Source organism: Pseudodesulfovibrio sediminis (assembly GCF_020886695.1).
GTDB classification, from domain to species: Bacteria; Desulfobacterota; Desulfovibrionia; order Desulfovibrionales; family Desulfovibrionaceae; genus Pseudodesulfovibrio; species Pseudodesulfovibrio sediminis.
In genome coordinates this window covers 3,446,018-3,471,334 of sequence record NZ_AP024485.1, presented here as the reverse complement: position 1 = coordinate 3,471,334, position 25,317 = coordinate 3,446,018, and the positions used below count along the sequence as shown (strand labels likewise).

Sequence of the window (25,317 nt, the reverse complement as noted above, 5' to 3'; positions counted from 1 at the left end):
ACGTACACACAATCACTGAAAGTCTTTTGATGACTCCTTTTCACCCCTTGCCAAAATCGACAGAGAGATTATCTTCAGTTCTGATATGCAAATATGGAACTTCACCGATGGACAGCTGATCATCCGCCAAGACGATATCACCGCGTTAAAATTCGACGCCATCGTCAATGCGGCCAACTCCCGTCTGGCCGGTGGTGGAGGTGTGGACGGTGCCATTCACCGCAGAGCCGGATATGTCGAACTGCAGGGAGCCTGTCAGGAAATCATCCGTACAATCGGCTCTCTGCCGCCGGGCGAAGCCATCATCACCCCCGGATTCAACCTGCCGTCCGCCCATATCATCCATACCGTCGGCCCTATCTGGCGCGGCGGAACAAACAACGAGCCCAGACTGCTTGAGAATGCATACAGCAACTGCCTGCGGCTCGCTCACGAACACGCAATCCAGACCATAGCCTTCCCGGCCATTTCCTGCGGCGTCTACGGATATCCCGTCAAGGACGCGGCGCGTATTGCGCTCCTCACCATACAAAAAGGGCTTGAGGCGGAATTGGTCAACGAAGTAACCATGGTCCTTCACGGCGACACGGCCTACACAACATGGATCGACGTTGCCAACGACATTCTATAATGACCTGCAAGGGCAAGGAGAAAGAATGGAACTCAGAGGAACAACCATAATAGCGGTTAAAGATGACAAGGGAACTGCCGTGGCCGGTGACGGTCAGGTCACCTTTGGTCAGTCGGTGGTCATGAAGCATACCGCCCGAAAAGTACGCCGCATTTACAAGGACAAGGTAACCGTGGGCTTTGCCGGTGCGACCGCTGACGCCTTCACCCTGTCCGAACGCTTTGAAACCAAACTGGAAACATACTCCGGCAACCTGCTCAGGGCCGCTGTGGAGCTGGCCAAGGATTGGCGCACCGACAAATACCTGCGCAAGCTCGAAGCCATGCTGCTGGCTGCGGACGGCGAACACATCCTCATCATCTCCGGCACCGGTGACGTCATCGAACCGGACGACGGTGTGGCAGCCATCGGCTCCGGCGGGTCCTATGCCCTGGCCGCTGGCAGAGCGTTGCAGCAGAACACGGGCCTGTCTGCCGCAGACATCGCCAAAAAAGCCATGGAGATCGCAGCCGACATCTGTGTCTACACCAACAACAACATTGTGATCGAAGCACAGAATAAATAACGCTTCGGCGCGAACGATTAATCGCAATTACTTGTAATACAACACAAAATAATACAGTTATATCCTCGAACGGAGCCAAGAACCTGCCGAGGACAGCATATATCGGAGAAGCAATGAGCAATCTGACTCCCAGAGAAATCGTATCCGAACTCGACAAATACATCATCGGCCAGAACGACGCCAAACGGATGGTGGCCATCGCCATGCGCAACCGCTGGCGGCGCCAACAGATCGACCCGGAACTCCGCGATGAGATCGCCCCCAAGAATATCATCCTGATGGGCCCCACCGGAGTGGGCAAGACCGAAATCGCCCGCCGTCTGGCCCGGCTGGCCAAATGCCCCTTCTTCAAGGTGGAGGCCACCAAGTTTACCGAGGTGGGCTATGTGGGCCGTGACGTGGAGTCCATGATCCGTGATCTCATGGAAATCGGCGTATCCATGGTCCGCAAGGAAGAGACTGAGAAGGTTCGAATCAAGGCGGAAAAGAACGCCGAAGAACGGCTTCTGGACCTGCTGCTGCCCGGCAAGAAACCGCAGGAAGGCGGCCCCATGGGATTCTTTGCAGGCAACCAGTCCGGCGAAATCGAAGAGGTCAAGGAAGAACCCAAGGACAGTGCCACGCGCGAAAAATTCCGTCAGATGTTCAGGGCCGGTCAGCTCGACGAACGGGAAGTGGAAATGAGTGTCACGGTGCAGTCCGGCGCACAGGTGGAAATCATGGCCATCCCCGGCATGGAAGACATGGGCTCCAACCTGCAGAGCGCTTTCTCCAATATGTTCCCCGGCAAACGCAAAACGCGCAAGATGAAGATCAAGGACGCGTACCAGACCCTTATCGACGAAGAGGCCGACAAACTCATCGATCCCGATGCCGTCAACGAGCTGGCTCGTGAACGTGTTGAGCAGCAAGGCATTCTGTTTGTCGATGAAATGGACAAGATCGCCTCACGGCACGACCAGACAGGCGGCGGTTCTGCCGATGTCTCTCGCGAAGGGGTCCAGCGAGACCTGCTGCCCATCGTGGAAGGCAGTGTGGTCAACACCAAATACGGCATGATCAAGACTGATCATATCCTGTTCATCGCAGCCGGAGCCTTTCATTTTGCCAAACCGTCCGATCTCATCCCGGAACTTCAGGGACGTTTCCCCCTGCGCGAGGAGCTTGCCTCCCTGCACAAGGAAGAATTCTACCGCATCCTGACCGAGCCGAAAAACGCGCTCACCGTGCAATACAAGGCGTTGCTCGAAACCGAGGGTGTCGCCATCGAATACACCAAGGAAGCACTTGAAGAGATCTCGGCCACTGCTGAAAAGATCAATGAGGAATCCGAAAACATTGGCGCGCGTAGGCTCTACACCATCATGGAAAAGATCCTGGCCAACCTCTCCTTCGAGGCACCGGACAAATCCGGCCAGAAGATCGTCATCGACCGGGATTACGTCGTTGAACAACTGGACCATGTTGTAGAAGATCGCGACCTGTCCCGCTACATCCTCTAGGACCACCATGTTGCCCCGCATCTCTCTGATCGGCGTTCCACTGGACCACAATTCATCCTACCTGCGCGGCCCTGCCAAAGGGCCGTTCGCAGTGGTGGAGGCGCTGCATTGCGACTCGGCCAATCTGTGGACAGAAACCGCCCATGATCTCTCCGGGGTCATAGACCACGCCGGAACGATCGATCCGGGAAGTGCGGAGACCGCTTTTTCAACCATTACAGACGCCGCCAGAAAAGCAGGAGAGGCAGCGACAACCCCCATTTTCATTGGCGGCGATCATTCGATCACCTACCCGCTGGTCAAGGGAATGCACCGCGCTGTGGGGGAATTCACCATCCTCCACTTCGATGCCCACCCGGACTGTTATCATGAGTTCGAAGGCAACCCGCACTCCCACGCCTGCCCTTTCTCCCGCATCATGGAAGAGTCCCTCTGCACCGAATTGATCTCAGTGGGGATCCGCACGGCTTCGGGCCATCAGCGTGAGCAAAAAGCCCAATTCGGCATCAAGTGGCTGGAAATGAAGGACCAATCAACCTGGCCCACGCTCTCGTTCGACACTCCAGTATATATTTCGGTCGACATGGACGCCCTTGATCCGGCCTTTGCCCCCGGTGTCTCCCACCACGAACCTGGCGGCATGAGTACCCGGAGCATCCTCGATATCATCCAGGCCCTGGACGCTCCGATCATCGGGGCAGATATCGTGGAGCTAAACCCTGACCGGGACATCAACGGTGTCACCGCCATGACCGCAGCAAAAATACTCCGCGAAATTGCCGGCATGATCCTCTCCTGCTCCGCAGCTTCCTGATACGCCGCCAACACACGGTTCCACTTGCGAGTTGTATCGACTTGCTACTTTTCGCCCGTATGGTATGCTTCACTTGATTTCCGAGGAGAAGCAACCTGGAGGACGTAGCGGAGATGAACCGGCGAGAATGTACCCAGCCAGCAAAAGGCTCCAGGGCAGCGTCATCAGCTCACATCTCTCCTCGTGTTCTGTACAGACGAAGCCGCCCCCTGCTGGGCATCCTTCTACTTGCAGTTATCACCGTCGTCGCCCTGCCTCTGGTCAACACCACGGTCATCTACCCCGCCTATACGCACATCCTCGTCAAAGCCATCGAGACCCAATCCGAAAGGCTCGCCAGGCACACCATCCCCTCGTCCGTCCAACAGTCTGCCCTGACGAACAAGGCCACTGATTCCCCCATGTTCATGGCGGATGTCTACCGCCTTGAACATGAGTTCGGCATGCTGGGAATCATTGTGTACTCCTCGATCGGGAAGGTGATCTACTCCAGTGACAGAACCAGAATCGGCACGACCAACAACGCCCCCTACTATCAGAAAACAGTCGCTCAGGGTGAAACGTCCTCGCACTTGGTCTGGGAAAACAAAAAGACCTCCGACATCGCGACAAGGGAGTTGGCCGTGGTCAAAACCGTTGTCCCCATACTGAAAAACGGGCGTTTTCTCGGTGCCTTCGAGTTTCATTTCAATGCCACGGAGTCCGTCAATGAGCTGAAGCGATTCACGACCTATGCCACCTATGGGACCATACTGACCTGTGCGCTCCTGCTCGGCATTGTCATCATCCTGCTCTCCCTGGAGTCAGCGCGTATTAAATCGGGAAAGGAAGCCGAAGAACTCAGGGCAGATGTGGAGCTGATCACCCGTCACGACCTCAAGGCGCCCCTCATCGGCGTACTCAACGGCATTCAGTACCTTACGAACTACACACCCGTGACCGATGACCAAAAAGACATGTTGAAAGATATGCGCTCTGCCCTGGATACAGGGTTGGACATGATCAACAGGAGCCTGGACATATATAAAATCGAAACAGGTAAATACACATACGTGCCGGAAGACATAGATGTCATCAATATCACACGCAGAGTGATGAGGAATGTCTCCGGAGAAGCGCAAGCAAACGACGTGGAGCTGCAACTCACGCGAAGCGGAAAGCCTGTCGGAAGTTCGGATTCCCTGACTCTTCAGGCAGAAGAGACTCTGCTCTATTCTCTGTTGGGCAATCTCATAAAGAATGCCATTGAAGCCTCTGACATATCCGATACCGTCTCTATTGCCATCGATGATGACGATGCCAATGTGTCCTTCACCATTCACAACACCATGCCTGTCCCTGAAGCTATCCAAGACAGCTTTTTCAACAAGTACACCACGGCCAACAAACGCACCGGCACGGGACTCGGAACGTATTCAGCAAGGATCATGACCGAAGTCATGAACGGCACGATTACCATGCGATCATCCAATGAAGAGGGAACAACGATCACGGTAACCCTTCCCAAGTGTCCATGACAGCACCAGAGTCCAAGGAGAACGCATGGCGATACCGTTGACGGACACCAGTCAGAACCGACCGTCACTCTGATACTGCGATAATCGCCCTAATCGTTTTTCAATTGGAGCGTCATCCGAACATCGGCAACGAGCGCCCGCTCGTGATTCACGAGAACAGGATTGAACTCCGCTTCCAGTATCTGCGGATGATCAAGAGCCAATTGCGACATCGCCAGAATGATATCCTGAAGCGCGGTGAAATTCACGGGTTGTTCACCCTTGAGCCCCTTAAGCAGCATGTAGGACTTGATCTCGCGCACGATCTTGAACGCATCCTGACGAGAGAGCGGCGCGAGTCTGAACGAGATATCCTTCATGATCTCCACATAGATACCTCCGAGACCGAACATGAGCATGGGGCCGAACTGTTCATCCCGCTTGAATCCGATGATCACTTCCTTGACCCCGGCAGGAGCCATCTCCTGCACCAGGCAACCCGCGATATACGCCTCCCTACGCATACGCTGCGCCTGGGCCGTGATCTGCTTGAAAGCATTCAGGACCGCTGTGGCATTACCCAGATTCACCCTGACGCCACCGACATCGGATTTGTGAGAAATATCAGGAGAGGCGATCTTGAGCACCACGGGATAGCCGATCTCCTCGGCAGCGGCCACCGCCTCGTCCGAGGAGCGGGCCAACACGGTCTTCGGCGTGGGCAATCCATATGCCTGCAACATCTGCTGCGCCTCGAATTCCACGATCTCGGCCTGCTTGCGCTGCTCATGTTCCCGGATCAGCCCCCGGGCTGTTTCAAGGTCGCGCTCGACCTCCTTGAACTCAGGTTTTGAACGGCTTTTCCACAGGTAGTATTCGTACATTGTCTCAATGGCATGCACTGCGGCTATGGGGAAGGCATAACAGGGAATATCCGCTTCCATGAGCAGTTCCCTGGCCTTTGCCACGCGGGTCTTACCCATGAAGCAGGCGAATACCGGTTTGCCGCACTTTCGCGCAATGCGGATGACCGACTGCGCGGTCTTCTCTATCTCCACGGACGCGGTGGGCGTGAGCAGCACCATGATGGAATGGACCATGGGATCCTCCGCCACGACATCCAGCGTTCTGGCGTACCGGTCCGCATCCGCGTCACCGATGATATCCACCGGATTGTAAAAGGCGGCATAGCTGGGAAGAAATTCCTGCAGTTTCTGGATGGTTCTCTGCGACAGGGCAGCCATGGTCAGACAGGAGCGGTCCGCTGCATCCGCGGCGAGAATGCCAGGACCACCGGAGTTGGTGACCACCGCCAGGTTCGGTCCCTTGGGCAATGGCTGGCAGGAAAAAGCCTGGGCCAGATTGAACAAGGAAGCGACGTCCCCTACCCGGATGACGCCCGACTTATGGAATGCGGCGGTATAGCTCTGATCCGACCCGGCTATGGCGCCGGTATGCGACGAGGCGGCCTTTGCTCCTGCCGCAGTCTTGCCGGACTTGATCATGATGACCGGCTTGTTCAGACAGGCCTTGTGCGCGGCCTTGAGAAAAGCATCGCCGTGTTCCACGTTCTCGATATAGCCGAGAATGACCTTTGTGGCCTCATCCTCGTTCAGGTAGTCAAGCATATCCGCTTCATCCAGAACAGCCTTGTTGCCCAGAGAGACAAACTTGGAGAAGCCGACATTCGCACCGAGCGCCCAGTCGAGAATGGCTACGCAGAGCGCACCGCTCTGCGAGAAAAAGGCTATGGAGCCGGGGCTGGGCTGGCCTGCGGCAAAAGAGGCATTGACCCCGGCCGCCGTATTCATCATGCCCAGACAGTTGGGACCGAGCAGAGCCATATCATGCTCCTCGCACAGGGCGATGATTTCCTGCTCCATGTGGTATCCCTCAGTACCCACTTCCTTGAACCCGGCAGTGATGACTATGGCGGACTTTGTCCCGATCTCGGCCAGGGCCTTGATGGACGGAATCACGAATTGGGGAGGAACTGAAACAACACCCAGATCAAGACCACGAGGCAGATCCGCAATATCGGAGATGACATCCAGCCCTTCAATGCTCCCCCCCTTGGGGTTCACCGGAAACAGCTTGCCGCTGAAACCGGCATTCAGCATATTGGAGACAATGGTATGACCGACCTTTCCGGGTGTAGCAGAGGCGCCGATGACGGCAACGGTATCGGGATGAAAAAAGGCGTGCAGAGAATCCTGAGCTGACAAAAAAGGCTCCTGAGGGTCAAGAGGTTGCGCGTTGATTGCAAAATCCTAACCCGAAACAGGTCAGCTAACAAGGGATTCCACTTACTCTTTCAGCCAGGCGATAGCAGCCTGTTCATCATCAAAAAGACGAAAATTGATCGACCTGTTCCGGTACACGGTCTCATACATCGTATAGAGCGCCCGGTTTGCCGGAGGAAACAGGCAGGCGATACGCAACCCCAAGGTATGCACCTCGCTGTGATCAAGACTGCCGACCCCCAGCTTGATGTCCAGATTATCGAGCGCCAGTTCGAGCTGAAGCTCGTCCAGCAGCACGAGTCTGACGTCGAGTTCAAGCACCTTGTCGGCCCCGACAAGCACTTTGTCGATGAATTCATCACCCGAGTCGATCCGTCCAGTAGTCGTGATACGGATCCAATCGTCTACAAGTTCATACTCCCGACTATACACCATAATGAGTCCCACCAGGTATCAGATAGAAAAACCGTACATCCTTCCGTTCTTATTTGGATTTATCATGTGAGGCGGCTTTCTTCGCCTTTTGCTTGTCCTCCACCGTCTTTCCGGCTGCGGCGGCCACATGCGCACGATCCTCATCGGTCATATTGCTGGAATCAGGGATCTGAACGGCCACACGCGGCTTGGCGAACTCAATCCCGGCCTCGGCAAAATGCTTGCGCATCTTGGCGAGCACCAGCTTGCGCAGGGTGAACTGGCCACCGGGTTTGGTCATGAACTTGACCCGCATACGCATGCCGTACTCTTCCATGGCCTTGACGCCCTGGCTCTTGATGTCGCCAAGCATGACCTCGTTGAGTTCCGGGACCGCTCGCACTTCCTTGTTGATTTTCTTGATGATCTTCTTCACCTGCCCGATATCGGTGTCAAACGGCACCAGATACTGCAACTTCATGACCGCCCAGTCGCGGGTGTTGTTCTTGATCATCTTCATCGAGCCAAAGGGAATGGTATACAGGAAGCCAAGGTGGTGCCGCAGCTTGAGCGAGCGAACCGAAATTTCCTCCACAGTGCCCATGGCACCGCTGGTCTCGATGTAATCCCCCACCCGGAAGGCGTCGTCGGTCAAAAAGAATATACCGGAGATGATGTCTTTCACCAGGGTCTGCGCGCCAAAACCAATGGCGATGCCGAATATGGACGCACCGGCAATGAGCGGCCCGATATCCACACCGAGCGAGGACAGCATGACCAGAACGGTCACCGCCGCAATACCCACGAAGATGAACTTCTTGACCAGTTGCAGCAGGGTCGAAAAACGGTCGCCGCCCGGGCCGCCGCCATCGCCTTCACCGCTCCCTGAACTTTGTTCTTCCTGTTTTTCCATGAGTTTACGTTCGATAAACCGATTGACATAGACCCACAACATATATGCCAGAATCAAGGTCAGTAAAATGGATATGGCAGCCCGAACCACCTCGCGTCCGAATTGAAGATTGATACCCCATATGCGCAAGAACAGGAAAACCGTGGCCGCCAGGACCAGCACATGAAACCCGTTCCGCAGGAACTTCTGAAAACGAATGAGTCCCTGTGGAAGCTCATCCCCTTCTTCCTCATCGGTCGGCATCCGTGTCCCGGCCATGTCCACGGCAAAGTCCACCAACCGTTGCGTGGCCCACTCCACAAGCAGATATCCCGGCACCAGAAGCAATGTCATGATTCCGATAAGCCGCGCCTGCGCACCAAACAGCATGATGGCGAAAACCCAGAGCATCCATGAACCGAAAATATACAACATGGCTGCCGCATGCCAGGAGTCGGCAAACTGATGAACCAGCCCGTCGGCCTCGGTATTGCGCCGTATGGCATCCGCAATGGGTTTCTTGTTCCACAGAACAAGCAGCGTCAGCACAAAGGCGACGACAAACCCGAAAAAGGTCATGACCAGCAAGTTCACGGCCTCACCACTTCCATGAAGCCGCAGGATGGTGTTCACGAGCATGCTCAGGGCGAGAATCCGGGCAATGTTCACCACCCACCTGAACATATACTGAGCGGTCGCATCGGTCAGGGGCAGATACCGCAGCGAGGGGGCATGCGGTGCCAGAAGAAACCGCGCTGATATCTTGACCAGGGCCAGGAAAATCATGGCCAACAACCAGGCAATAATGACGATCTTTGAACCAGCGCCTTTGTCGAAAATAACGAGATAGCAGGCAAAGGCGACACCGCCGACCAGCACAACGCCGAAAATATCCAGAACAGCCCGCAGAAAAAGCCGTCCCATCTGTTCATACCAGGGCAGCTCTCCGGGCGTGCGGGCTATGGCCTTGCGAAAATGGACCGTCCGTCTCTTGAAAAGGAACGTACCGCCAACCCAGAACACCGACAATGCCACCAGGGCGAGCAGAAGCATGCCCGGCCCCATATTATCATCCCCGGCCAGAAAATGGCTGAAGGCCCGGGGCACGTCTCTCGGAGCCGTTGACGCGCCCGAAAAAAGATATTGGAAACGGTCACGGACAAAGTTCGCATCAGAGCGCAGACTGGCAAGCACCCCTTCGAGTCCGGTGGGTGCCGCAGGTTTCTTCTCCATCTCAGCGTTCTTTTTCAACTCTTCCAGCAACAGGCGACGGACCTGCTCATCGCTCAATCCGGCCATGATCGCGCTGATCTGTTCGGGCGTTGAGTCCGACGGGATGGCCACAGACGTATCGGATTTCGAACTGGAATGAGAACTGCCCGCTGCCTGCAAGACTGCGGCCGATGCTGCTGCGTGCGCACTCGGAGCACCCGATAGACAACACGCCAGCGCCACGACCATGGCAAAAATGAAAACCCGATTCAACATGCAGCCCCCAGATGTAAACATGTCATATTTGTGTAATTCAGCTTGTATATCAAGATGATGGGAGAACTGTAAACTCAAAAAACATACTCGACACGATCTCCGGTATTTGCATAGAGAAAGACCTCGTCTCCGGATGCTCCCAGAGAGGCTGCAAACCGGGGCAACCAGTCTGTCTCGCCGAATGTATGCATGGGCACGAAGACACGAGCGCCAGCTTCATGATACGCCTCCACTCCTCCGGCAAGATTCTCCAGCCGCTGATCGACATTGGAGAATGCCACATGCGGCTTGAAGTCGCTCACACGCTGCATGGCCTGTCTAAAAAAGGCCGAGGTGAATGCCTGCTCCCTGGCCGAAGCGGTTTTCCATATCCACTTGGCCAGATCTCCACCGAAATAGAATCGAAACGCCCCGTCCGTGACCAGAAAAGCTACGCCAAGATCATTGCTCATGAGCGTCTCGATACGCATCCCGTCATACGCGTAAGTTTCATCCGGCTCCACGATAAGCACCTCCCCCTTTGTCGGGAGCGCCTCGGGCCGCATGTCCTCGATGTCTTCTGACAGCACATACTGCACGCTCTTTGCCGGAGACGTCAGGGAATCAAGATCTTCATTCAGATGATCTTCATGTCCATGGGAAATGAACACGGTCAGCTCGGTATCGGCCACTGCCCGACCGATACTGTCCGCTCCGTTAACTGGAAGATGAGCGTCCCCCGGACAATCGAAGAGGAAGGTGCGCGTGTCGGTTTTCATGACAAAACAATTGTGGTGTATATACGTGAGCACTACTTTCATACACTCACCTATACGCTTCCAGACACCTTGGAGCAAGGCAAGCCTTACCACTGGAGGTCCGTTGCGCTTTACTGTATTATCGCGCCCCGACATTCAAGGGAGACAAGCATGATCACCATCGGCGTCGACACTGGCGGCACATTCACTGATTTCACCTATGTGACAGGCGAGACCACCGGCACATACAAGACCCTGTCCACCCCGCACAACCCTGCCGAGGCCGTCATCAACGGGCTGAAGCATATCGTGCAGACCCTCGGACTGGATGACCGCATCCAGGACCTCGGCATGTCCATTGTCCACGGCTCCACCGTGGCGACCAACGCCATTCTGGAGCGCAAGGGCGTGCGCACGGCATTGGTGACCAATACAGGCTTCACCGACATCATCGAAATAGGCCGGCAGAATCGATCCCGTCTCTACGACCTCGCTTACCGACGACAGCCCCACATCATCCCCGAAGCACTGCGCTTTGGCATCCTCGGCCGAGTTTCTTCAGAAGGAGACATCATAGAGGACTTCGAAGCTGAAGCCACCCGAGCAGTCATCCGGCGGATACAGGACAGCGGCGCCGAATCCGTGGCCGTCTGCCTGCTCTTCTCCTTCCTTGACCCCAGCCATGAACGGCAGATAGGCGACATGCTGACCGCGCTGGACCTGCCGGCTTCACTTTCCAGCGATATCCTGGCCGAATTCCGCGAATTTGAACGCACCTCCACCACGGTCATCAACGCCTATGTCTCGCCCATCATGACCCGCTATCTGACCTCCCTGAACCAGGCCGTGTCAGGCAACTCTCTGCGCGTCATGCAGTCCAATGGCGGCTCCATCTCGGCGGCAACGGCCATGCGGGAATCAGTGCGCACCATCCTGTCCGGCCCGGCCGGTGGTGCGGTGGGTGCGCTGGAGCTGGGAAAAATGGCCGGATTCGACAAGATCATCACCTTTGACATGGGCGGCACCAGCTCCGATGTCAGCCTTATGGATCAAGTCCTCCCGCTGACAACGACCTCGGCCATCTCAGGCTATCCAGTGAAAGTGCCCATGATCGACATCCACACCGTGGGTGCGGGCGGCGGCTCCATCGCGGCCCTTGACCCGGGCGGCTCCCTGACGGTCGGCCCTGAAAGCGCAGGAGCCACCCCAGGTCCCATTTGTTATGCGCAGGGCGGCGATCAGGTCACGGTGACGGATGCCAACCTGTATCTGGGCCGTATCGTTCCCGAGCACTTCCTCGGCGGAGGCATGGAACTGGCTGAGACACAAACACGAACAGCCATTGAAGCGCTGGCTGACCAGCTCGACATGTCCCCAGTGGAGCTGGCCGAGGGCATACTGGCCGTGGCCAATGCCAATATGGAGCGGGCCATCAGGATCATCTCCGTGGAAAAAGGCTTCGACCCGCGGGAGTTTACCCTCTTCTCTTTCGGCGGCGCGGGCGGCATGCACTGCACAGAACTGGCCCGACTGCTCGGCATGCCCACGGTCTTCATCCCGGTCAATCCCGGCATTCTCTCGGCCACCGGCATGCTCATGGCCGACGTGGTCAAGGACTACTCCCGCACGATCATGTGCGGTGCCGACGACTTCACCCCTGATGCCATGGAACACGCTTTCGCACAGCTGGAAGCCCGAGGAGAGGCAGAACTCTCCGCAGAAGGACTGATCCAATCCGATATCACCCACGAACGGTATCTGGACATGCGATACACCGGCCAATCCTTTGAGATAGTGGTCCCGTTCTGTGATGCCCCCATCGAAGCTTTTCACACCCTGCACGAGAAACAATATGGCCACCGCAACGACAAGCCAGTGGAAGTGGTCAACGTCCGTCTCAGAAGCCTTGGTCGCCAGCCATCGCTGACGTTCTCCCGCGCGACACCGGGGCCAAGAAACCTATCGGCAGCAGCTATCACCGGCAAAGGCCAAACAATTTTTTCGGGCAAAGAATACGAAACCGCCATCATAGACAGAAACGCCCTCGCCCCTGGCAACAACTTTACCGGCCCGGCCATCGTCACAGAATACAGCTCGACCATCGTCATCCCGCCACAGGTCACCGTTCAGGTAGACGAATGGTCCAACCTCATTTTGGACATACACTAATCCCCTCCCCTCTCCCAAAAACCACGCCAGTCAACCAACACCTCCCCCAAAGCAAGGAATCGCCCACCATACGTCCAAAACAAACCATCGCTTTTTCACTTGACCCAACACCATCCCCTGGTTTAAAAATCGACTCCCGTTTCGCCAGGATAGCTCAGTTGGTAGAGCAACTGATTCGTAATCAGTAGGTCGTCGGTTCAACTCCGATTCCTGGCTCCAAGGAAAATCAAGGGCTGACGCGGCTTTATAGCCGGATCAGCCCTTTTTTTGACTGTTGAAAACTGACGAGAACTACCGACAAATGGACCCATAAAAGGGTCCATTTCTGCGTTTTGGGGTCCATATTGGGTCCATCCCAAATTACTTTTTATCGGAGAACAGGTCGAGAGGCCCAAGTTTCACGAGATTGACCGCTGCCCGTAGGCCATCATCGGTGACGTCGGCATAGGTATCGGCGGTCACTCGGAACTCGGAATGGCCAAGAGCTTTCTGAAGGGCCTTCATTCCGCCACCACCTTCGAGCATGGCAACAGAAAAGGAATGGCGCAGATCGTGGAGAGTAAGATGTCCGAAGCCGCCAGCCTTCAGAGCTTCCTTGGTCTTGTGGGTGTAGGTGTCGGCGTGTCTCCACCGGGTGAAGATTTTCCCTCTACCCTTTTTCATGGATTTCAAGAGAGTCAAAAAAGACGCGCTCATGGGGTATGTCTTACAAAGGCTCCGCTTTTCCTTGGCAATGAAATAGGCTTTCCGTTCCCAAAGGATGTCTTCCCAGCACAGTTCCACCAGCTCCGACCGGCGGCGACCAGTAGAAAGGCAGGCGACAACGAACCGGCGCAACCCAAGATCTTCGATGGACTTAATGAAATTCGTAATCTGTTTTGGCTCAATGAAGCCCACCCGCTTTTTCTGGGGTAGGAGCTTGGCACCCTTGAAGGGATTGGCTTGGAGGTATCCCCACTCCACGGCCTTATTCATAACGGCCTTTGAGTGGCGCAGGTAATTGTTAATGCTGGATGGCTTCAGCTTTCGATTTTTGCGCTTCAGCTCATCCATGGTTTTCAGGGTAAGCCTGTCGAGGCGGACGTTACGTCCTTCAATCTCGATGATTTTCCGAAGGGCCAGCCGGTTGGCTTTGAATGTTTTGCTGGGCTGTGTATCCAAAGCCCAAACCTCAAACTCATCGGCAAACTGACCTAGATTTTTTGAACACTCCCCGGTGATCCGGCGAACCTTGCCTTCTAGATATGCGGTCCTAATTATTTTCAAAAGCCGGGAGGCTTCAACAAAATCACGGGTACTTAACGTCAATCTCTTGCCGTCAATCTTATAATAGTAGCCGTTTCTACCGGCCACCTTGAACGGCTTCCTGCTCACACCCATGATGTCCACCATCACAGCCCGGCCCTTTGCAACAGGGTGAGGGCTTTGCTTTCCAGTTCGTTGGAATGAATGGGGAGGGAGCTTTCAAGGATTCGCCAATCCTTTCTTTTCCCGGCGGGAATCTGTCTGGCTGTGACAACACCATCCCGGCACCATTTGCGCATGGTGTCACGGTGTATGTTGCACGCCTCGCATGCCGCCCCCATTTTCAACCAATGTTCCATTAAAAAGCCCTCTTAATTAAGAAGGCTCTTGTGTTGCACATGTGTAACACGCAAGTCAACACGATGTGAGAACTAGGTCACATAATCAGAGAAAACTACTCTTCTGTAATACCTGAAGCCCGCTTTAGGACAGCCTCCGGAGAGACTCCCACGGCTCTACACATTTTGGAAAAATCACTTGCCCGCATAGGCTCTCGCCCTTTCAACAATGACTCAACATCGGGAAGATCCAAGCTTTCAAGCTCCCTGGACACATCATCGTAATCTTTACCCAGGGCCTTTGCCGCAGCCACAAGAGTTGAAGCGATAGCCTTATCCAGTACCGTCATGGCACGGTCAGGAGATGGTGGAGGCAAATCATCACCACTCCCGAACACCTTCACCAAAGGAATTCGCAACCGATCCAGATACCGAACCATATCTCGAAATGAGGTATTCTCGCGGACAATGCGTTCAGTATACCAACGATGAACGGTCGCCCTGTCACAACCAACCAAACGACTTATAGCCGACTGAGACTCACCATTGGACACTCTCCGATCGACCTCTTCAAGGATCAATTCCATTGCCCTACGTGTAATTTTATAACTGTCCATGTTTTTTGACATAAACCCACCCCCTGAGACAACGCTCATTTTTTAGCTTGACCTTATTGTTGTAGGCATGCAACAAAAGCCCCATGGAAAACGCACTTGAACAATATCGACAGAGGCACGGACTTAGTTATGCGGACCTAGCTCGCATGGTCGGGACCGACCGATCCACCGTCATGAGGCACTGCAAGGCAGCGTCTGTGCCGGAGGCTTCGGTCGTCCGTTACTACGCAAAATTGCAGATCCCCATTGAGGATCTGCAACCCCAATTATTCAAGGGCGAGACTAAGTCCTAGCACGGGGACAAATCCCCGCAACCCATGTGTTCAACACGGAGGAACAACAACATGGACCAGAGAATGGATACACAAGGGCTGGCCGATTTGGACGCCATCGATGCTTTCAAATTAGCTATAGAGCAATCACCAAAGGACCTTCAGACCATCGCCAAAGAGATGGAATGGAGCGGATCATATGTCCGGCGAGTTTTCAGCACAGAAAACTTTTTCCCGTCGATAATATATCTCCCCAGATTCTGCCATGTGGTCGGCAACAGCTTGGTCCTGCAATGGCTCCAAGCCAAGGTCATGACCTACGGCATCCCAAAGGTTGACCGAGATGTGAACTGTGAAAATCTCGCTTTTCGTATTGCAAACATTTTCGGAGAAGTTGGCGACCTCGGACGCAAAGGGCAGGAAGCCGTCGCGGACGGAGTTCTTGACCAAGGAGAAGTCAGAACACTCATAAACGAGACAAAGGACATCCTGACAGAAGGCTATGAGCTTATCGCCGATCTGCGAATCCTCGAGCGGGATCTCGCAGCAGAAGGAAAAGGGGCTTCAGCATGAGCAGACAATTTATCGCAATCCGCAAACAGGAGCGGCTAAAGTCCCTGGCAGAAATAATGTACTCGGCCTTGGACAACGGCGACCGTCGCGTTCTGGTCAAGCAAATCTTCTACATGCTCCCTGCAGCCCTCCGCTTCAGGAAGCTGTGCGAACTCCATAGCTTCCTGAAAAACCTTCCATTGACCATTGAGGGCCAAGGGCAAGGACGAGGAAAACGGACCTGCATACACATCGATGCCAACGGTCTTTCCTTCATTGCCGACAGACTCAACATGGAGTTAGTCGATTTGCTGAAATCCACCGACACTGAAGCAAAAGGACGCGCTTCATATATGTCCCTGGGAGACTTCCACCAGATGCATGACAACATCCCGGACTTCTCCCCCATGGGCGACCCTGTTTTTTCTCTGACACAGGCCCCGGAGATGCGCGTCAATGACTAACTACCGCCAGGATATTGGAGCCGATGAGATTGTCCGGTCGTTAATGCAGGATTCCTCTCTCCAGTTTGTTGACTGCAATACTCACCTTCGTAAAGGAATCTGCCCTGCGTGTGGTAAGCATGAACTCTGGATCAAGAAAGACGAACCGTGGAGGGTGAGCTGCAACAGAGAAACGAAGTGCGGCTGGACAGCTTCCACGCGTGAGCTGCTGCCGGAGCTGTTCACCAACTTCTCAAAAAAATATGCTCCGACGGAAAACAAGCCGAACCAAACAGCCGATGCCGTCATGGGGCTGGATAGAGGATTCGACCTTTCCAAGATCCGGGGGTGGTATGAGCAAGCCGCGTACACATTCCCGCGCTCCACCACCATGTGCCACACGGTCCGGTTCTACCTGGACAAGGAGAAAACGCGATATTGGGAAAGGCTCATAGACAAGACAAAAGCCGATGGGCAAAAAAACAATATCGGGGGAAAGCGCAAACCAGATGGCTCTCTGTTCAAGGGGGACGCATGGCTCCCGCCCACAGTCTCCCTCGAAGAAGGCGACCGCTGTTTTCTTGTTGAGGCAATCTTCCATTCCATCGCCCTTTACCACTACGACATCAAAGCCGCTGCAACCATCTCAAGCAACCACTTCCCGGAAGCCTTTATCAAAGAGCATGCCGGGAAAGGGATCACATGGGTATTAGCCCTGGATGGTGACAAGGCCGGGCGCAAAGGCACAATCAAAGACGCCAAGCTGCTGAACAAGATGGGAGAAAAAGTAGAAGTCCTCATCCTCCCCGACAATGGGAAGGATTGGGACGACTACCACCGGGAACACAAACTGAACAAAACCCTCATTGAGAACGGCCTCTACAAAGGCAAACTCTTCATGGCCGAAAGCGTGGAGGAGAAGGCCTACTTCTTCTACCAACGCCACCCATACAGAACCTTCATCCTTGATTTCAAAGCAGCGTTATACGGCATCGAAATCAACTCCGGCGCTTTGGAAATGGACTTGAACCCCAAGAAAAAACAGGATGGAGAATCGGACCCCGAACCCATCAAACTGAGTTCCAAACAAGGTTGGGACATATTCATTCGGAATGTCGACGTAGACCAGATATCAAACGTCTATCCCCGCTTCCTCTACATGGAGCGTGACGAGATCATGGAGGAGCAACGCTACGTCTTCCAGATCAATTACTCCAACGGCAACCCCTCGGACATCATCGGCCTGGAGGGTACAAACATCACCAGCCCGGATGCCTTCCACAAGTCCCTATTAAACAAATCCCGAGGCGGCACCTTTGACGGCGAAGTCAAACAACTGAAAATCCTGCGCGATGGCTGGCTGAATTCAAAAATGAAAACCGTCACGGCCATCCCTTTTGTGGGATATGACCGCGATTCAAGTGCCTATGTTTTTCAAAATGCGGCCTACTTCAACGGGCAAGAAATCAAACTGAACAATGATGGTTACTTCCAGGTCGGAAAGACCGGAATCAAGACCACTCTGAACGGCGTCTCAATCGAAACAGATGGAGAATTCGACACGACCTGGCTAGAAAACTTTCACAGCGCATTCCATTGGCAGGGCCTCGCACTCCTGGCCTTCTGGCTTGGCAGCCTGTTCGCACAGCAAATCCGTACCAAGCATAAGAGCTGGCCTTTTTTTGAATTCACAGGAGAACCAGGCGCGGGTAAATCCACGGTCCTTGAATTCCTCTGGAAGCTCTTTGGCCGGGACGATTACGAAGGCTTCGACGTCATGAAGGCCACCACGGCAGGACGCCGCCGAGCCTTTAACCAGGTGTCGAACTTGCCTGTTGTCATCATCGAATCAGACAGAGACGACGGCAGCAAAGATGGCAAGGCCAAGCAGTTTGACTTCGACCTGTGCAAGCCCTTCTTCAATGGTCGCGGCACCGGCACCTTGGGCGTGGCCAGAAGGAATAACGATGTCGAGGAATCCCTTTTCCAAGCCGCCCTGGTTATCAGCCAGAACGCCGAAGTCGATGGTTCAGAGGCACTGCTCCAGCGCGTTGTCCATGTCCATGTGGACAAACGCCACCACAAGCCAGACTCCCGCGACACGGCCAGATGGTTCGAGCGGCAGAGCAGCAAGACCGTTGGCGGGTTCATGCGCAAGGCTCTGCGCCATGAAAGGCAGATCCTGCAGGTCTATGAAAAAGCATTCCCTAAATATGAAAGGCTGTTCGGACAAAATGAAAAAATCCGCAATGAACGAATTGTAAAAAACCACGCCCAAGTAGCCGCGTTCGGTGATGCTTTGTCTGTCCTCTTTCCCAAAGCCATGACCTCAGAACGACAGGAAGCCCTGGCCTCTTACATTTTGAAAAGGGCCGAAGCTCGAGAACAACGCCTTGCCCACGATCACCCCATGCTGGAACAGTTCTGGGAAAGCTACCACTACCTGAACACTCAGCACCCCACCAAGGAAGACGACTTCCTCAACCACTCGAACAAGAGCGACCAGCTCGCCATCAACTTGGAGCAGATCCGCGAGATGTGCCAACGGCACGGCCAGGAGATGCCCGATCTCAGACAACTGAAGAAGCTGCTGCCCCACGGCAAACGGCACAAGTTCATAGAATCCAGCCGGGCCATCAATAGCCGACACTTAGGAAAAACCGTCCGCTGTTGGATTTTTCAAAAATAGGAGGAAGTATGGGAACCATCGAAATAGAACACGCAACTATGGAATCAATCCAGATGCTCATGCGGCTAATCCAGAGGCTGGATGAATATTACCCTGGCGTGGCCCTGGTGAAAAGCCAGGCCGAGGCTGTGGAAGACATGATTAAAGACTGCACCCAGGCGCAGACGAGTTGATAGAATGCAGAGCTATGAGCACCGCAGCTCTATCCGCTCTGCCGCACTATTCTGGTTGCGAACAGCGTTATCAGACCGCCGAGCATGAAGTAGCCGGTGACCACTTCGAGGATCAACAGGACTTGGCCCGCAGTATTAACCGGGACAACGTCCCCGAATCCCAGGGTGGTGAAGGTCACGATGCTGAAATAGTATGGAGTGAGCCAACCATCCTGCAAATGGCTGGCCTGCATAGCTGGAACAAAAGCATCCATCCACGGGAACCAAGTCAACAAATGACGACTAAGATCCATAATACCACCAAAGATCATCGCTATGCCAAAAGAGATAACTGCCCAATGCCCCCAGGAACGCCCACAGTCGGAAGTGTTCTTCCACCACCAATAGAATTTGGGATGCTTCTCTTTGGTCTCCTCGATGTAATCCAAGTCCATAACGTGGCGGATAAATCTTTGACTGCCTTCGCAGTTGGTCACAGAGATTCCCCTACAATTCATTTTATTGTCAAATTCAACGCCAGCGACTTGAGTGTCAGACAGGTTTGCCCAAGACAACTCTGCCCCTTGAAATTTCGCTTCAATAATACTCGAACCATGAAAAATAGCCTTAGTAAGCTTAGCCGATTGAAAATTAGCAAGTTCAATAGCCGAGTCGGAGAAATCGGCACCAAGACACTTCGTTCTTTTGAAACTCACTTCTACACAATTGGTTCTCTGAAATTTGACGCTTTGGAGAAAGGCATCAGTAAATTTTGCTTTATAAAAACTCGACCCATAAGCTTCTACGAAATCAAAAACTACATTGTTGAGTTTTGCCTTGTGAAAGATTGTCCCCCAAAGGAGTGCCATATGGAGGTTGGCCCCTCGGAGATCTGCTTCTTTAAAATCCGCTCCCAAGAACTTTGCTCCTTTGAGTTGAGCCCCTCGAAAATCCACCCCCTGAAAATTTATCCCATGGATGGTCATCTTCTCAATTGGGTCAAAAGCTACTACCACTGCCTCTCCGCCGTGCAACCATTGGATTGTTTTCCATTGAAAGATCTGATTGTCTGACTGCAATCCCACAAGCTCTGGGGCATTACAGATCAGGCCATTGAGTTCCGCGTTTTGAAAGTCTGGAACAACTTCTGGATTGTCCTCTCTCCATTTATTCCAAGTCTCAACGCCTTGTTCCAATATTTTCAAATGATCGGGGTTCGCCATAAGGAAAGCCTCCAAAATAAAGATGAAATAGAGAATATGATTCTTGAGGAGGTTGCTCCTGAATTGTCGAATATGTCAACCGAACTGGCCGCGTAAACCGTAGTTCTCAGCAAAGGTAGATCAAGATGAAATAGTACCTATTGACACTATTCGCATGTCTGGCCGATCTGTCTTTGCCATGATCGGCATAGACGTCCTAGAAGCGGGTGCCATGGTCCAGATCCCACCGCAAGTCGAACACATCAAAATACAATTTCAAGTCCGGCCATAATTCTATCTACCCTAGGCCAGCACGCTGGACATACCGGACTATGTATTCTCCGTCATCATGGTGCCGGTTTTCTTATACGTGAGAATCCGCGCCAGTATTTTACGCGCACGTATGCGCAGGCGCGTCACGCGTGAGGGGCAATTTCTGGAAACAGGGGAGGGGTTCGGAAAAGTGTAATTTTTGTAATCACAATTTTTAAAAGCTCAGAAAGCTATGAGTGCCAACGGCTAAGAGGGAATCATGAAATGTAATTTTTTAGTAATAAATATGTAATTTAATTACACTCAATCCATTACATTTCTCAATATTTCAACCTGTTGATTTTATTACTCATTACATTTCTGGTTACACTTATTTACAGTAAAATTACATTTTGACCATGTTCATGAAATCAAGGCATACTGCGGGTTGGCGGCAGATTCAGCTATGCTGATTACAAAAGTTACACTTTTCCGATGCCCCCTCCCCCATTGAGGGAATGGAAACCACACTTCCACTGCTCGCCGTTATCCATAAACCACATTAAATCAGTTAGTTGATCCAATTTCACTCGTAATTCCAGCGTATTTCTCCCCACGCGCCAATCGTTTGTGCGCACCATGGCCTTTGAGGGAAGGCACCCACTCATGATTGGAGATTACGCATGCTCGACCAGAACCCGATCTCATATGAAGACACCCTGAACAAACTCTCACGGATTGCCCAAGCTCTTTACTGGCTGGCCGAACATCAGCCAGACGGAGGCGAACTTCTCCATCTGCTGGGGGATGATGTGATGGAATGTTTGTTGGCGTTGGATGATACGGAGAAAGGATAAAGGAAAAGCCCCGGCAGTGTGGATACTGCCGGGGTCTTTTACGTCCCAAGTCCCCTCAGAATTGAACCCTACACAGACAACAAAAAAAATGATAAAGGACACCCCATAACGAGGAGGTATCATGGTTAGATTGTTACAGGTTCTTATCCTATGCTCAGTTCTTTTACTGGGAGGGTGGGGACCTGAAATGTACGGTTATGAAAAAATCAGTAAGACTTGGACAACTCCGTACAATGTTGAAAACTGGAAAGTGTATCCGCTCTACGGGGGGTCAGCAATTCTCGTTAATAACGAGGCGGGATATTGGATAAAAGACAAACATATATACGCATGCAATGGCACAGCTATGTCTCTTTCGCCAGGGATCCAACATTCCCCTCCTTCTGTAGACCAAGCTGCCATTGAAAGAGCTGTCACGGGCCAAGCACCACCAATGCCTCCTGCTTTTAACACTACATACACGGCTTTCATTGATTCAATGCTCAAAGAGCTAACTGGGCTTGAATTCAAAAAAAGTACATGGTCACAGTATGAAGCTTCTGGTGTTGAATTTCATATTGCGGAAACAGGTGGCATGCTGACCAAAGCCGGTATGAGTTGCCTAGCTGAAAAAGGGAAAATGGAGGTTCCTACAAAAACCATGATCGCTTTCTTCGGATGCATAGATCCAAGCCTCACGAATATGCAGATTGCCTTTTACTGGGCCTCCATGCTCAAAGCTGCTGTTCAAGACATTGGCTCTCAACAAATATCCGAGCACTCTAACGCTTTAATAACCATGACCGCCTCGAAAATAGATGGAAAGACATATTTAGAATTGACTGCAGTTCCGTCAAAACAACAATAAACGAAATTCAACATGAGAATCTATTCACAGGAAGACGCAGTTAGTGATGCTATTGATGCGTTGATAGATCATGGACTTGTGGTCATTGAGGGAAACGATACAGCTTCTTGACACCACCCCGTTCTCTATGGCTTACTGGCTTTGGTGCTAACTACACCTTGGCGGTTGCCACGCCCGAGAGAAGTGGTTTTTTTGCGCCCTCTAGATAGGGCAATACGGTATGATCTTCATGCCGGGTGGTGGCCTAATACAATACCCTTCGGGGGAATAAGCCAGCAGCTCCAAGCTGTAGTTACCACCCGGCATTTGCTTTTTGCAGTGCCGCATTAACTACACTTGGAGTTTCTCATGGCACAAACAATCACCCCTTCCCCTGTTGAGGACATCCGCGATGTAGCGGACATCTTGAACCAACTGCGTGAACTCATCCCGGATGAATTCACGACTTTGGACTATCTGACCGGCAAGTTATTCGGCATTGCCGAACAACTGGAAACGCGGGAGGCCGTATGATGGAACCGGACCAAGCCCTCAACCGAGTTTCCCTTGTTGTCCATTCCCTACGCTACTTATCCAACCAATTGGAGCGAGTCGGCCTAGCAGCCCTACTCAACCTCCTAGCCAACGATCTGGACGCCTGTTTAGAGGCATTGGACTCGGCTCGAAATAATTAAAAAGGAAAGCCCCGATCAAGGTCGGGGCTTCGCTATTGCGTGACAGCCCACGGATGCCTATTTAAAAGATTGAAACATTTTATATTTTTTTTAAACCACGCCAAGAAACAAATTTCTTGTTTTTTTCTAAAATGAAAGGCAGAATGTTGTCATCTTGCAACGAAAAAAATAAAAAGTGTCATCATTTTAGCACTTTGCGAGGAAACAATGGTCAAGATTGAAGTAACACCGGAAGCCGTCAAGCGTGCGAACACACGTATTGTATCCGGCGAATCTTCTCAACCTAGGCGCAAAGCCAGGTCATCTGTTAAGATGCCGGAATTTATTTATGACAAAGAAAAAGTCAGGGCCGCGTTCGAAAAAGTCCTCACAATCAGATAATAAAGAACGCCATTACAATTTCATTTACGAAAAAATAGTCGAAGGGCCCGAGGATTTCCTCGGGCTCGTCGCTTATGGCCTCTATAAAAAGAAAAAAATAGCTTACATCAAGCAGTTCAAAGAGACAAACAACCGAGGGCCTTCAGATAAAGAACTCATAGCATTCCATGAAACCTGTTGTGAACATGTAGACATATACAAACAAGATGCTTCGGAAAAAATGGCGGCAGTCTTCAACGAAGTTAGCGCTGATACCGTCACAGAAATGACTGCAGTCATGGAAGAAGAAATCAAGGATCGACTGAAAGGCAGTTGGAGGAAAAACATCACTTCCAGTATTATCGGGACATTCTTAGCAGCACTTCTTATTGGAATTTTTTACTTAAGCCTGATTGGATTCAATATCGGATTCACCAACCTCCTTAGAGGAATCCTCAACGAGATGGAACATGTAGGTGACACCGTGACACAAACAATTCAAATCGCATCTCCGCAAGAATTGAACGATCCTAAGTCAGATTAAAAGCAAAGCCCCGACAGCATTTACGCTGCCGGGGCTTTCTATTTTGTATAAAATTCAGCCGATACCCATGTCCTGAAACAAGGAAGCCTGGTGGGCGGGGTCTGTCTCGCGGATCTGCTTGCGCAGGTTCTCCGGGATGGACAGGGCCGAGGGACTGAGGGTGTGGTCAAACTCGACATTCATTACGAACGTGTGGCCGCAAGCCGGGTTCGAGCAGATGCAATATGCCTGCTTGAACTGCCGGTTCATATTGTTGGAGCTGGTGATTCGGGCGACCTTGCCGCATGTGGGACAATATACTCTGAATGCCATGGTGTTTTCCTCGTTGATTCATCACACTGCCTGATTGTCAGTTTCACGGTCAAACGAGATTCGGTCACGCTGCACAAGAACTTCATTGATATCCTCGGCCAGTTCATCTTGAATGGGGTGGATCTCGTTTTTCTGATACACGGCGTCGATCTTGACGATGTCGCCGAAGCCGGTTTGATTCTGCGGGATGAGGCAGGCCAGGGCCGGGGGCATGCGGTGGGCCGCGATAATGTCATCCCGAGACAGATTCTTGATTTTTTCCAATTCGTCTTTGGTTGAGAAGTCACCCACTGGCAGAATCCGAACGGAGTCCTTGTCCCCGTCAGGGATATGGACATACATGGACCGGAAATTCCCCAGCCCTTTGGTGCCTTTGATTTTTTCTTTCAGTTGTTCCTGAGCGTCCTTGTCTATGTTGCCCGTCGTATTAAACACGTAGCCCATGTGCGCGCCGTTCCGATAATACTTGCGCCTGAACAGGGTGGCCTCTTCATTGAGCAACATGGACTGGATCGCGCCCAGATATTCCGGCAAACCGTAAATGGTCTGGCTGACGTCATAGCTCTTGATATGCAGGACTTCGCCCTGTTCAAACGGGAGCAGCTCGCCGTGGATCTGAAGCATGCAAAAGGTGTCCGGTTCCTTCATGCGACGCATGTTAATTGCCGGGAGGTGCTTCAGCTCCACCACTTCACCGATGAAATTACGAATCTTCTGAAAATAGGCATTTTCAAAAACCACATAATCCTTTGCCATGGCTTTCATGGCCTTACGACTGACCGCATTGGATGCATGAAAGCCACGCATGATCTGCTGAGTTTTAAACCCAAGGGCCGGGCCATGGTAGGCGTTGGCGCGCAGAAGCCGGGCAAGGCCGGTCAGCGGAACAGGCGTTTCATAGTATCGCCCATTGTCCCACAGGTACGCGCCGAGATTGTCATAGATGGCACCATCCAGAACCGGCTCTGGATCGCCAAAAGTAAATATCTGGGAATCGCTCATGGATGCTC

Annotated in this window: 25 protein-coding genes and 1 tRNA gene; 16 read left to right on the top strand and 10 right to left on the bottom strand. The window is 52.7% G+C overall.

All coding sequences use genetic code 11. The features are described 5' to 3' along the window. The first annotated feature begins 85 nt into the window (after window positions 1-85). From SRBAKS_RS16285 to SRBAKS_RS16265, 5 genes are all read left to right on the top strand, one after another. The gene (locus SRBAKS_RS16285; RefSeq protein ID WP_229591950.1) at window positions 86-631 is read left to right on the top strand and encodes a macro domain-containing protein; all 546 of its coding nucleotides are present in this window, start codon (window positions 86-88) and stop codon (window positions 629-631) included. A 25-nt stretch (window positions 632-656) separates the two neighbouring features. Continuing rightward, on the top strand, window positions 657-1,196 hold the full coding sequence (hslV, locus tag SRBAKS_RS16280; protein ID WP_229591949.1) for an ATP-dependent protease subunit HslV: 540 nt from the start codon (window positions 657-659) through the stop codon (window positions 1,194-1,196). A 113-nt stretch (window positions 1,197-1,309) separates the two neighbouring features. Then, a complete protein-coding gene (gene hslU, locus SRBAKS_RS16275) occupies window positions 1,310-2,698 on the top strand; it encodes an ATP-dependent protease ATPase subunit HslU (protein WP_229591948.1) in 1,389 nt (462 codons plus the stop codon). A gap of 7 nt (window positions 2,699-2,705) precedes the next feature. Beyond that, on the top strand, window positions 2,706-3,512 hold the full coding sequence (gene speB, locus SRBAKS_RS16270) for an agmatinase (RefSeq protein WP_229591947.1): 807 nt from the start codon (window positions 2,706-2,708) through the stop codon (window positions 3,510-3,512). A gap of 113 nt (window positions 3,513-3,625) precedes the next feature. Continuing rightward, window positions 3,626-5,029 (top strand): sensor histidine kinase, encoded by a 1,404-nt coding sequence (locus SRBAKS_RS16265; RefSeq protein ID WP_229591946.1) that lies wholly within the window; start codon window positions 3,626-3,628, stop codon window positions 5,027-5,029. A gap of 89 nt (window positions 5,030-5,118) precedes the next feature. On the opposite strand, the gene SRBAKS_RS16260 is transcribed toward SRBAKS_RS16265, so the two are convergent. From SRBAKS_RS16260 to SRBAKS_RS16245, 4 genes are all read right to left on the bottom strand, one after another. Next, window positions 5,119-7,233: an acetate--CoA ligase family protein gene (locus SRBAKS_RS16260; RefSeq protein ID WP_229591945.1), complete on the bottom strand. Its 2,115-nt coding sequence runs from the start codon at window positions 7,231-7,233 to the stop codon at window positions 5,119-5,121. An 81-nt stretch (window positions 7,234-7,314) separates the two neighbouring features. After that, window positions 7,315-7,686, bottom strand: coding sequence for a hypothetical protein (locus tag SRBAKS_RS16255; protein WP_229591944.1), 372 nt, complete (start codon window positions 7,684-7,686; stop codon window positions 7,315-7,317). 49 nt (window positions 7,687-7,735) lie between these two features. Then, the gene (locus tag SRBAKS_RS16250; protein ID WP_229591943.1) at window positions 7,736-10,045 is read right to left on the bottom strand and encodes a mechanosensitive ion channel family protein; all 2,310 of its coding nucleotides are present in this window, start codon (window positions 10,043-10,045) and stop codon (window positions 7,736-7,738) included. A gap of 74 nt (window positions 10,046-10,119) precedes the next feature. Next, window positions 10,120-10,845, bottom strand: a complete 726-nt coding sequence (locus SRBAKS_RS16245) for an MBL fold metallo-hydrolase (protein WP_229591942.1) — start codon at window positions 10,843-10,845, stop codon at window positions 10,120-10,122. Between the two features lie 108 nt (window positions 10,846-10,953). On the opposite strand from SRBAKS_RS16245, the gene SRBAKS_RS16240 reads away from it, so the two are divergent. Continuing rightward, window positions 10,954-12,951, top strand: a complete 1,998-nt coding sequence (locus SRBAKS_RS16240; protein ID WP_229591941.1) for a hydantoinase/oxoprolinase family protein — start codon at window positions 10,954-10,956, stop codon at window positions 12,949-12,951. 143 nt (window positions 12,952-13,094) lie between these two features. Further along, window positions 13,095-13,170, top strand: a tRNA-Thr gene (locus tag SRBAKS_RS16235). A gap of 141 nt (window positions 13,171-13,311) precedes the next feature. Here SRBAKS_RS16235 and SRBAKS_RS16230 read toward each other — a convergent pair. From SRBAKS_RS16230 to SRBAKS_RS16220, 3 genes are all read right to left on the bottom strand, one after another. Beyond that, a complete protein-coding gene (locus SRBAKS_RS16230) occupies window positions 13,312-14,331 on the bottom strand; it encodes a tyrosine-type recombinase/integrase (protein ID WP_229591940.1) in 1,020 nt (339 codons plus the stop codon). A gap of 11 nt (window positions 14,332-14,342) precedes the next feature. Continuing rightward, entirely contained in the window at window positions 14,343-14,555 is a 213-nt protein-coding gene (locus SRBAKS_RS16225; protein ID WP_229591939.1) for a helix-turn-helix domain-containing protein, read from the bottom strand. Between the two features lie 95 nt (window positions 14,556-14,650). Then, window positions 14,651-15,163: a hypothetical protein gene (locus tag SRBAKS_RS16220; protein ID WP_229591938.1), complete on the bottom strand. Its 513-nt coding sequence runs from the start codon at window positions 15,161-15,163 to the stop codon at window positions 14,651-14,653. 71 nt (window positions 15,164-15,234) lie between these two features. On the opposite strand from SRBAKS_RS16220, the gene SRBAKS_RS17980 reads away from it, so the two are divergent. From SRBAKS_RS17980 to SRBAKS_RS16200, 5 genes are all read left to right on the top strand, one after another. Further along, a complete protein-coding gene (locus SRBAKS_RS17980; protein ID WP_430708949.1) occupies window positions 15,235-15,444 on the top strand; it encodes a helix-turn-helix transcriptional regulator in 210 nt (69 codons plus the stop codon). Between the two features lie 63 nt (window positions 15,445-15,507). Next, on the top strand, window positions 15,508-15,996 hold the full coding sequence (locus SRBAKS_RS16215) for a phage regulatory CII family protein (protein ID WP_229591937.1): 489 nt from the start codon (window positions 15,508-15,510) through the stop codon (window positions 15,994-15,996). Further along, window positions 15,993-16,439 carry a hypothetical protein gene (locus tag SRBAKS_RS16210; protein WP_229591936.1) on the top strand — a complete coding sequence of 149 codons (447 nt, stop codon included), beginning with the start codon at window positions 15,993-15,995 and terminating at the stop codon, window positions 16,437-16,439. The genes SRBAKS_RS16215 and SRBAKS_RS16210 overlap by 4 nt, the downstream gene beginning before the upstream one ends. Next, window positions 16,432-19,107, top strand: coding sequence for a toprim domain-containing protein (locus tag SRBAKS_RS16205; protein ID WP_229591935.1), 2,676 nt, complete (start codon window positions 16,432-16,434; stop codon window positions 19,105-19,107). The genes SRBAKS_RS16210 and SRBAKS_RS16205 overlap by 8 nt, the downstream gene beginning before the upstream one ends. 8 nt (window positions 19,108-19,115) lie before the next feature. After that, window positions 19,116-19,280: a hypothetical protein gene (locus tag SRBAKS_RS16200; protein WP_229591934.1), complete on the top strand. Its 165-nt coding sequence runs from the start codon at window positions 19,116-19,118 to the stop codon at window positions 19,278-19,280. 29 nt (window positions 19,281-19,309) lie between these two features. Here the strand turns inward: SRBAKS_RS16200 and SRBAKS_RS16195 are convergent, their stop codons facing one another. Next, on the bottom strand, window positions 19,310-20,482 hold the full coding sequence (locus SRBAKS_RS16195; RefSeq protein WP_229591933.1) for a pentapeptide repeat-containing protein: 1,173 nt from the start codon (window positions 20,480-20,482) through the stop codon (window positions 19,310-19,312). 914 nt (window positions 20,483-21,396) lie between these two features. Between SRBAKS_RS16195 and SRBAKS_RS16190 the strand changes: the two genes are divergently transcribed. From SRBAKS_RS16190 to SRBAKS_RS16175, 4 genes are all read left to right on the top strand, one after another. Further along, window positions 21,397-21,570: a hypothetical protein gene (locus SRBAKS_RS16190; RefSeq protein WP_229591932.1), complete on the top strand. Its 174-nt coding sequence runs from the start codon at window positions 21,397-21,399 to the stop codon at window positions 21,568-21,570. Between the two features lie 187 nt (window positions 21,571-21,757). Then, window positions 21,758-22,417 carry a hypothetical protein gene (locus SRBAKS_RS16185; RefSeq protein WP_229591931.1) on the top strand — a complete coding sequence of 220 codons (660 nt, stop codon included), beginning with the start codon at window positions 21,758-21,760 and terminating at the stop codon, window positions 22,415-22,417. Between the two features lie 348 nt (window positions 22,418-22,765). Then, on the top strand, window positions 22,766-22,930 hold the full coding sequence (locus SRBAKS_RS16180) for a hypothetical protein (RefSeq protein WP_229591930.1): 165 nt from the start codon (window positions 22,766-22,768) through the stop codon (window positions 22,928-22,930). A 489-nt stretch (window positions 22,931-23,419) separates the two neighbouring features. Beyond that, a complete protein-coding gene (locus tag SRBAKS_RS16175) occupies window positions 23,420-23,995 on the top strand; it encodes a hypothetical protein (protein ID WP_229591929.1) in 576 nt (191 codons plus the stop codon). A gap of 54 nt (window positions 23,996-24,049) precedes the next feature. Here the strand turns inward: SRBAKS_RS16175 and SRBAKS_RS16170 are convergent, their stop codons facing one another. Both SRBAKS_RS16170 and SRBAKS_RS16165 read right to left on the bottom strand, forming a co-directional pair. Continuing rightward, complete coding sequence (locus tag SRBAKS_RS16170; protein ID WP_229591928.1) at window positions 24,050-24,307, bottom strand: Ogr/Delta-like zinc finger protein; 258 nt, start codon at window positions 24,305-24,307, stop codon at window positions 24,050-24,052. Window positions 24,308-24,328: 21 nt separating this feature from the next. After that, a complete protein-coding gene (locus tag SRBAKS_RS16165; protein WP_229591927.1) occupies window positions 24,329-25,309 on the bottom strand; it encodes a phage portal protein in 981 nt (326 codons plus the stop codon). Window positions 25,310-25,317 lie beyond the last annotated feature (8 nt).

Bases quoted from the DNA above. Each gene is read 5' to 3' on its own strand.
- SRBAKS_RS16285 (WP_229591950.1), top strand. From the start codon at position 86: ATGCAAATATGGAACTTCACCGATGGACAGCTGATCATCCGCCAAGAC.
- hslV (WP_229591949.1), top strand. From the start codon at position 657: ATGGAACTCAGAGGAACAACCATAATAGCGGTTAAAGATGACAAGGGA.
- hslU (WP_229591948.1), top strand. From the start codon at position 1,310: ATGAGCAATCTGACTCCCAGAGAAATCGTATCCGAACTCGACAAATAC.
- speB (WP_229591947.1), top strand. From the start codon at position 2,706: ATGTTGCCCCGCATCTCTCTGATCGGCGTTCCACTGGACCACAATTCA.
- SRBAKS_RS16265 (WP_229591946.1), top strand. From the start codon at position 3,626: ATGAACCGGCGAGAATGTACCCAGCCAGCAAAAGGCTCCAGGGCAGCG.
- SRBAKS_RS16255 (WP_229591944.1), bottom strand. From the start codon at position 7,686: ATGGTGTATAGTCGGGAGTATGAACTTGTAGACGATTGGATCCGTATC.
- SRBAKS_RS16250 (WP_229591943.1), bottom strand. From the start codon at position 10,045: ATGTTGAATCGGGTTTTCATTTTTGCCATGGTCGTGGCGCTGGCGTGT.
- SRBAKS_RS16245 (WP_229591942.1), bottom strand. From the start codon at position 10,845: ATGAAAGTAGTGCTCACGTATATACACCACAATTGTTTTGTCATGAAA.
- SRBAKS_RS16240 (WP_229591941.1), top strand. From the start codon at position 10,954: ATGATCACCATCGGCGTCGACACTGGCGGCACATTCACTGATTTCACC.
- SRBAKS_RS16230 (WP_229591940.1), bottom strand. From the start codon at position 14,331: ATGGGTGTGAGCAGGAAGCCGTTCAAGGTGGCCGGTAGAAACGGCTAC.
- SRBAKS_RS16225 (WP_229591939.1), bottom strand. From the start codon at position 14,555: ATGGAACATTGGTTGAAAATGGGGGCGGCATGCGAGGCGTGCAACATA.
- SRBAKS_RS16220 (WP_229591938.1), bottom strand. From the start codon at position 15,163: ATGTCAAAAAACATGGACAGTTATAAAATTACACGTAGGGCAATGGAA.
- SRBAKS_RS17980 (WP_430708949.1), top strand. From the start codon at position 15,235: ATGGAAAACGCACTTGAACAATATCGACAGAGGCACGGACTTAGTTAT.
- SRBAKS_RS16215 (WP_229591937.1), top strand. From the start codon at position 15,508: ATGGATACACAAGGGCTGGCCGATTTGGACGCCATCGATGCTTTCAAA.
- SRBAKS_RS16210 (WP_229591936.1), top strand. From the start codon at position 15,993: ATGAGCAGACAATTTATCGCAATCCGCAAACAGGAGCGGCTAAAGTCC.
- SRBAKS_RS16205 (WP_229591935.1), top strand. From the start codon at position 16,432: ATGACTAACTACCGCCAGGATATTGGAGCCGATGAGATTGTCCGGTCG.
- SRBAKS_RS16200 (WP_229591934.1), top strand. From the start codon at position 19,116: ATGGGAACCATCGAAATAGAACACGCAACTATGGAATCAATCCAGATG.
- SRBAKS_RS16195 (WP_229591933.1), bottom strand. From the start codon at position 20,482: ATGGCGAACCCCGATCATTTGAAAATATTGGAACAAGGCGTTGAGACT.
- SRBAKS_RS16190 (WP_229591932.1), top strand. From the start codon at position 21,397: ATGCTCGACCAGAACCCGATCTCATATGAAGACACCCTGAACAAACTC.
- SRBAKS_RS16185 (WP_229591931.1), top strand. From the start codon at position 21,758: ATGTACGGTTATGAAAAAATCAGTAAGACTTGGACAACTCCGTACAAT.
- SRBAKS_RS16180 (WP_229591930.1), top strand. From the start codon at position 22,766: ATGGCACAAACAATCACCCCTTCCCCTGTTGAGGACATCCGCGATGTA.
- SRBAKS_RS16175 (WP_229591929.1), top strand. From the start codon at position 23,420: ATGACAAAGAAAAAGTCAGGGCCGCGTTCGAAAAAGTCCTCACAATCA.
- SRBAKS_RS16170 (WP_229591928.1), bottom strand. From the start codon at position 24,307: ATGGCATTCAGAGTATATTGTCCCACATGCGGCAAGGTCGCCCGAATC.
- SRBAKS_RS16165 (WP_229591927.1), bottom strand. From the start codon at position 25,309: ATGAGCGATTCCCAGATATTTACTTTTGGCGATCCAGAGCCGGTTCTG.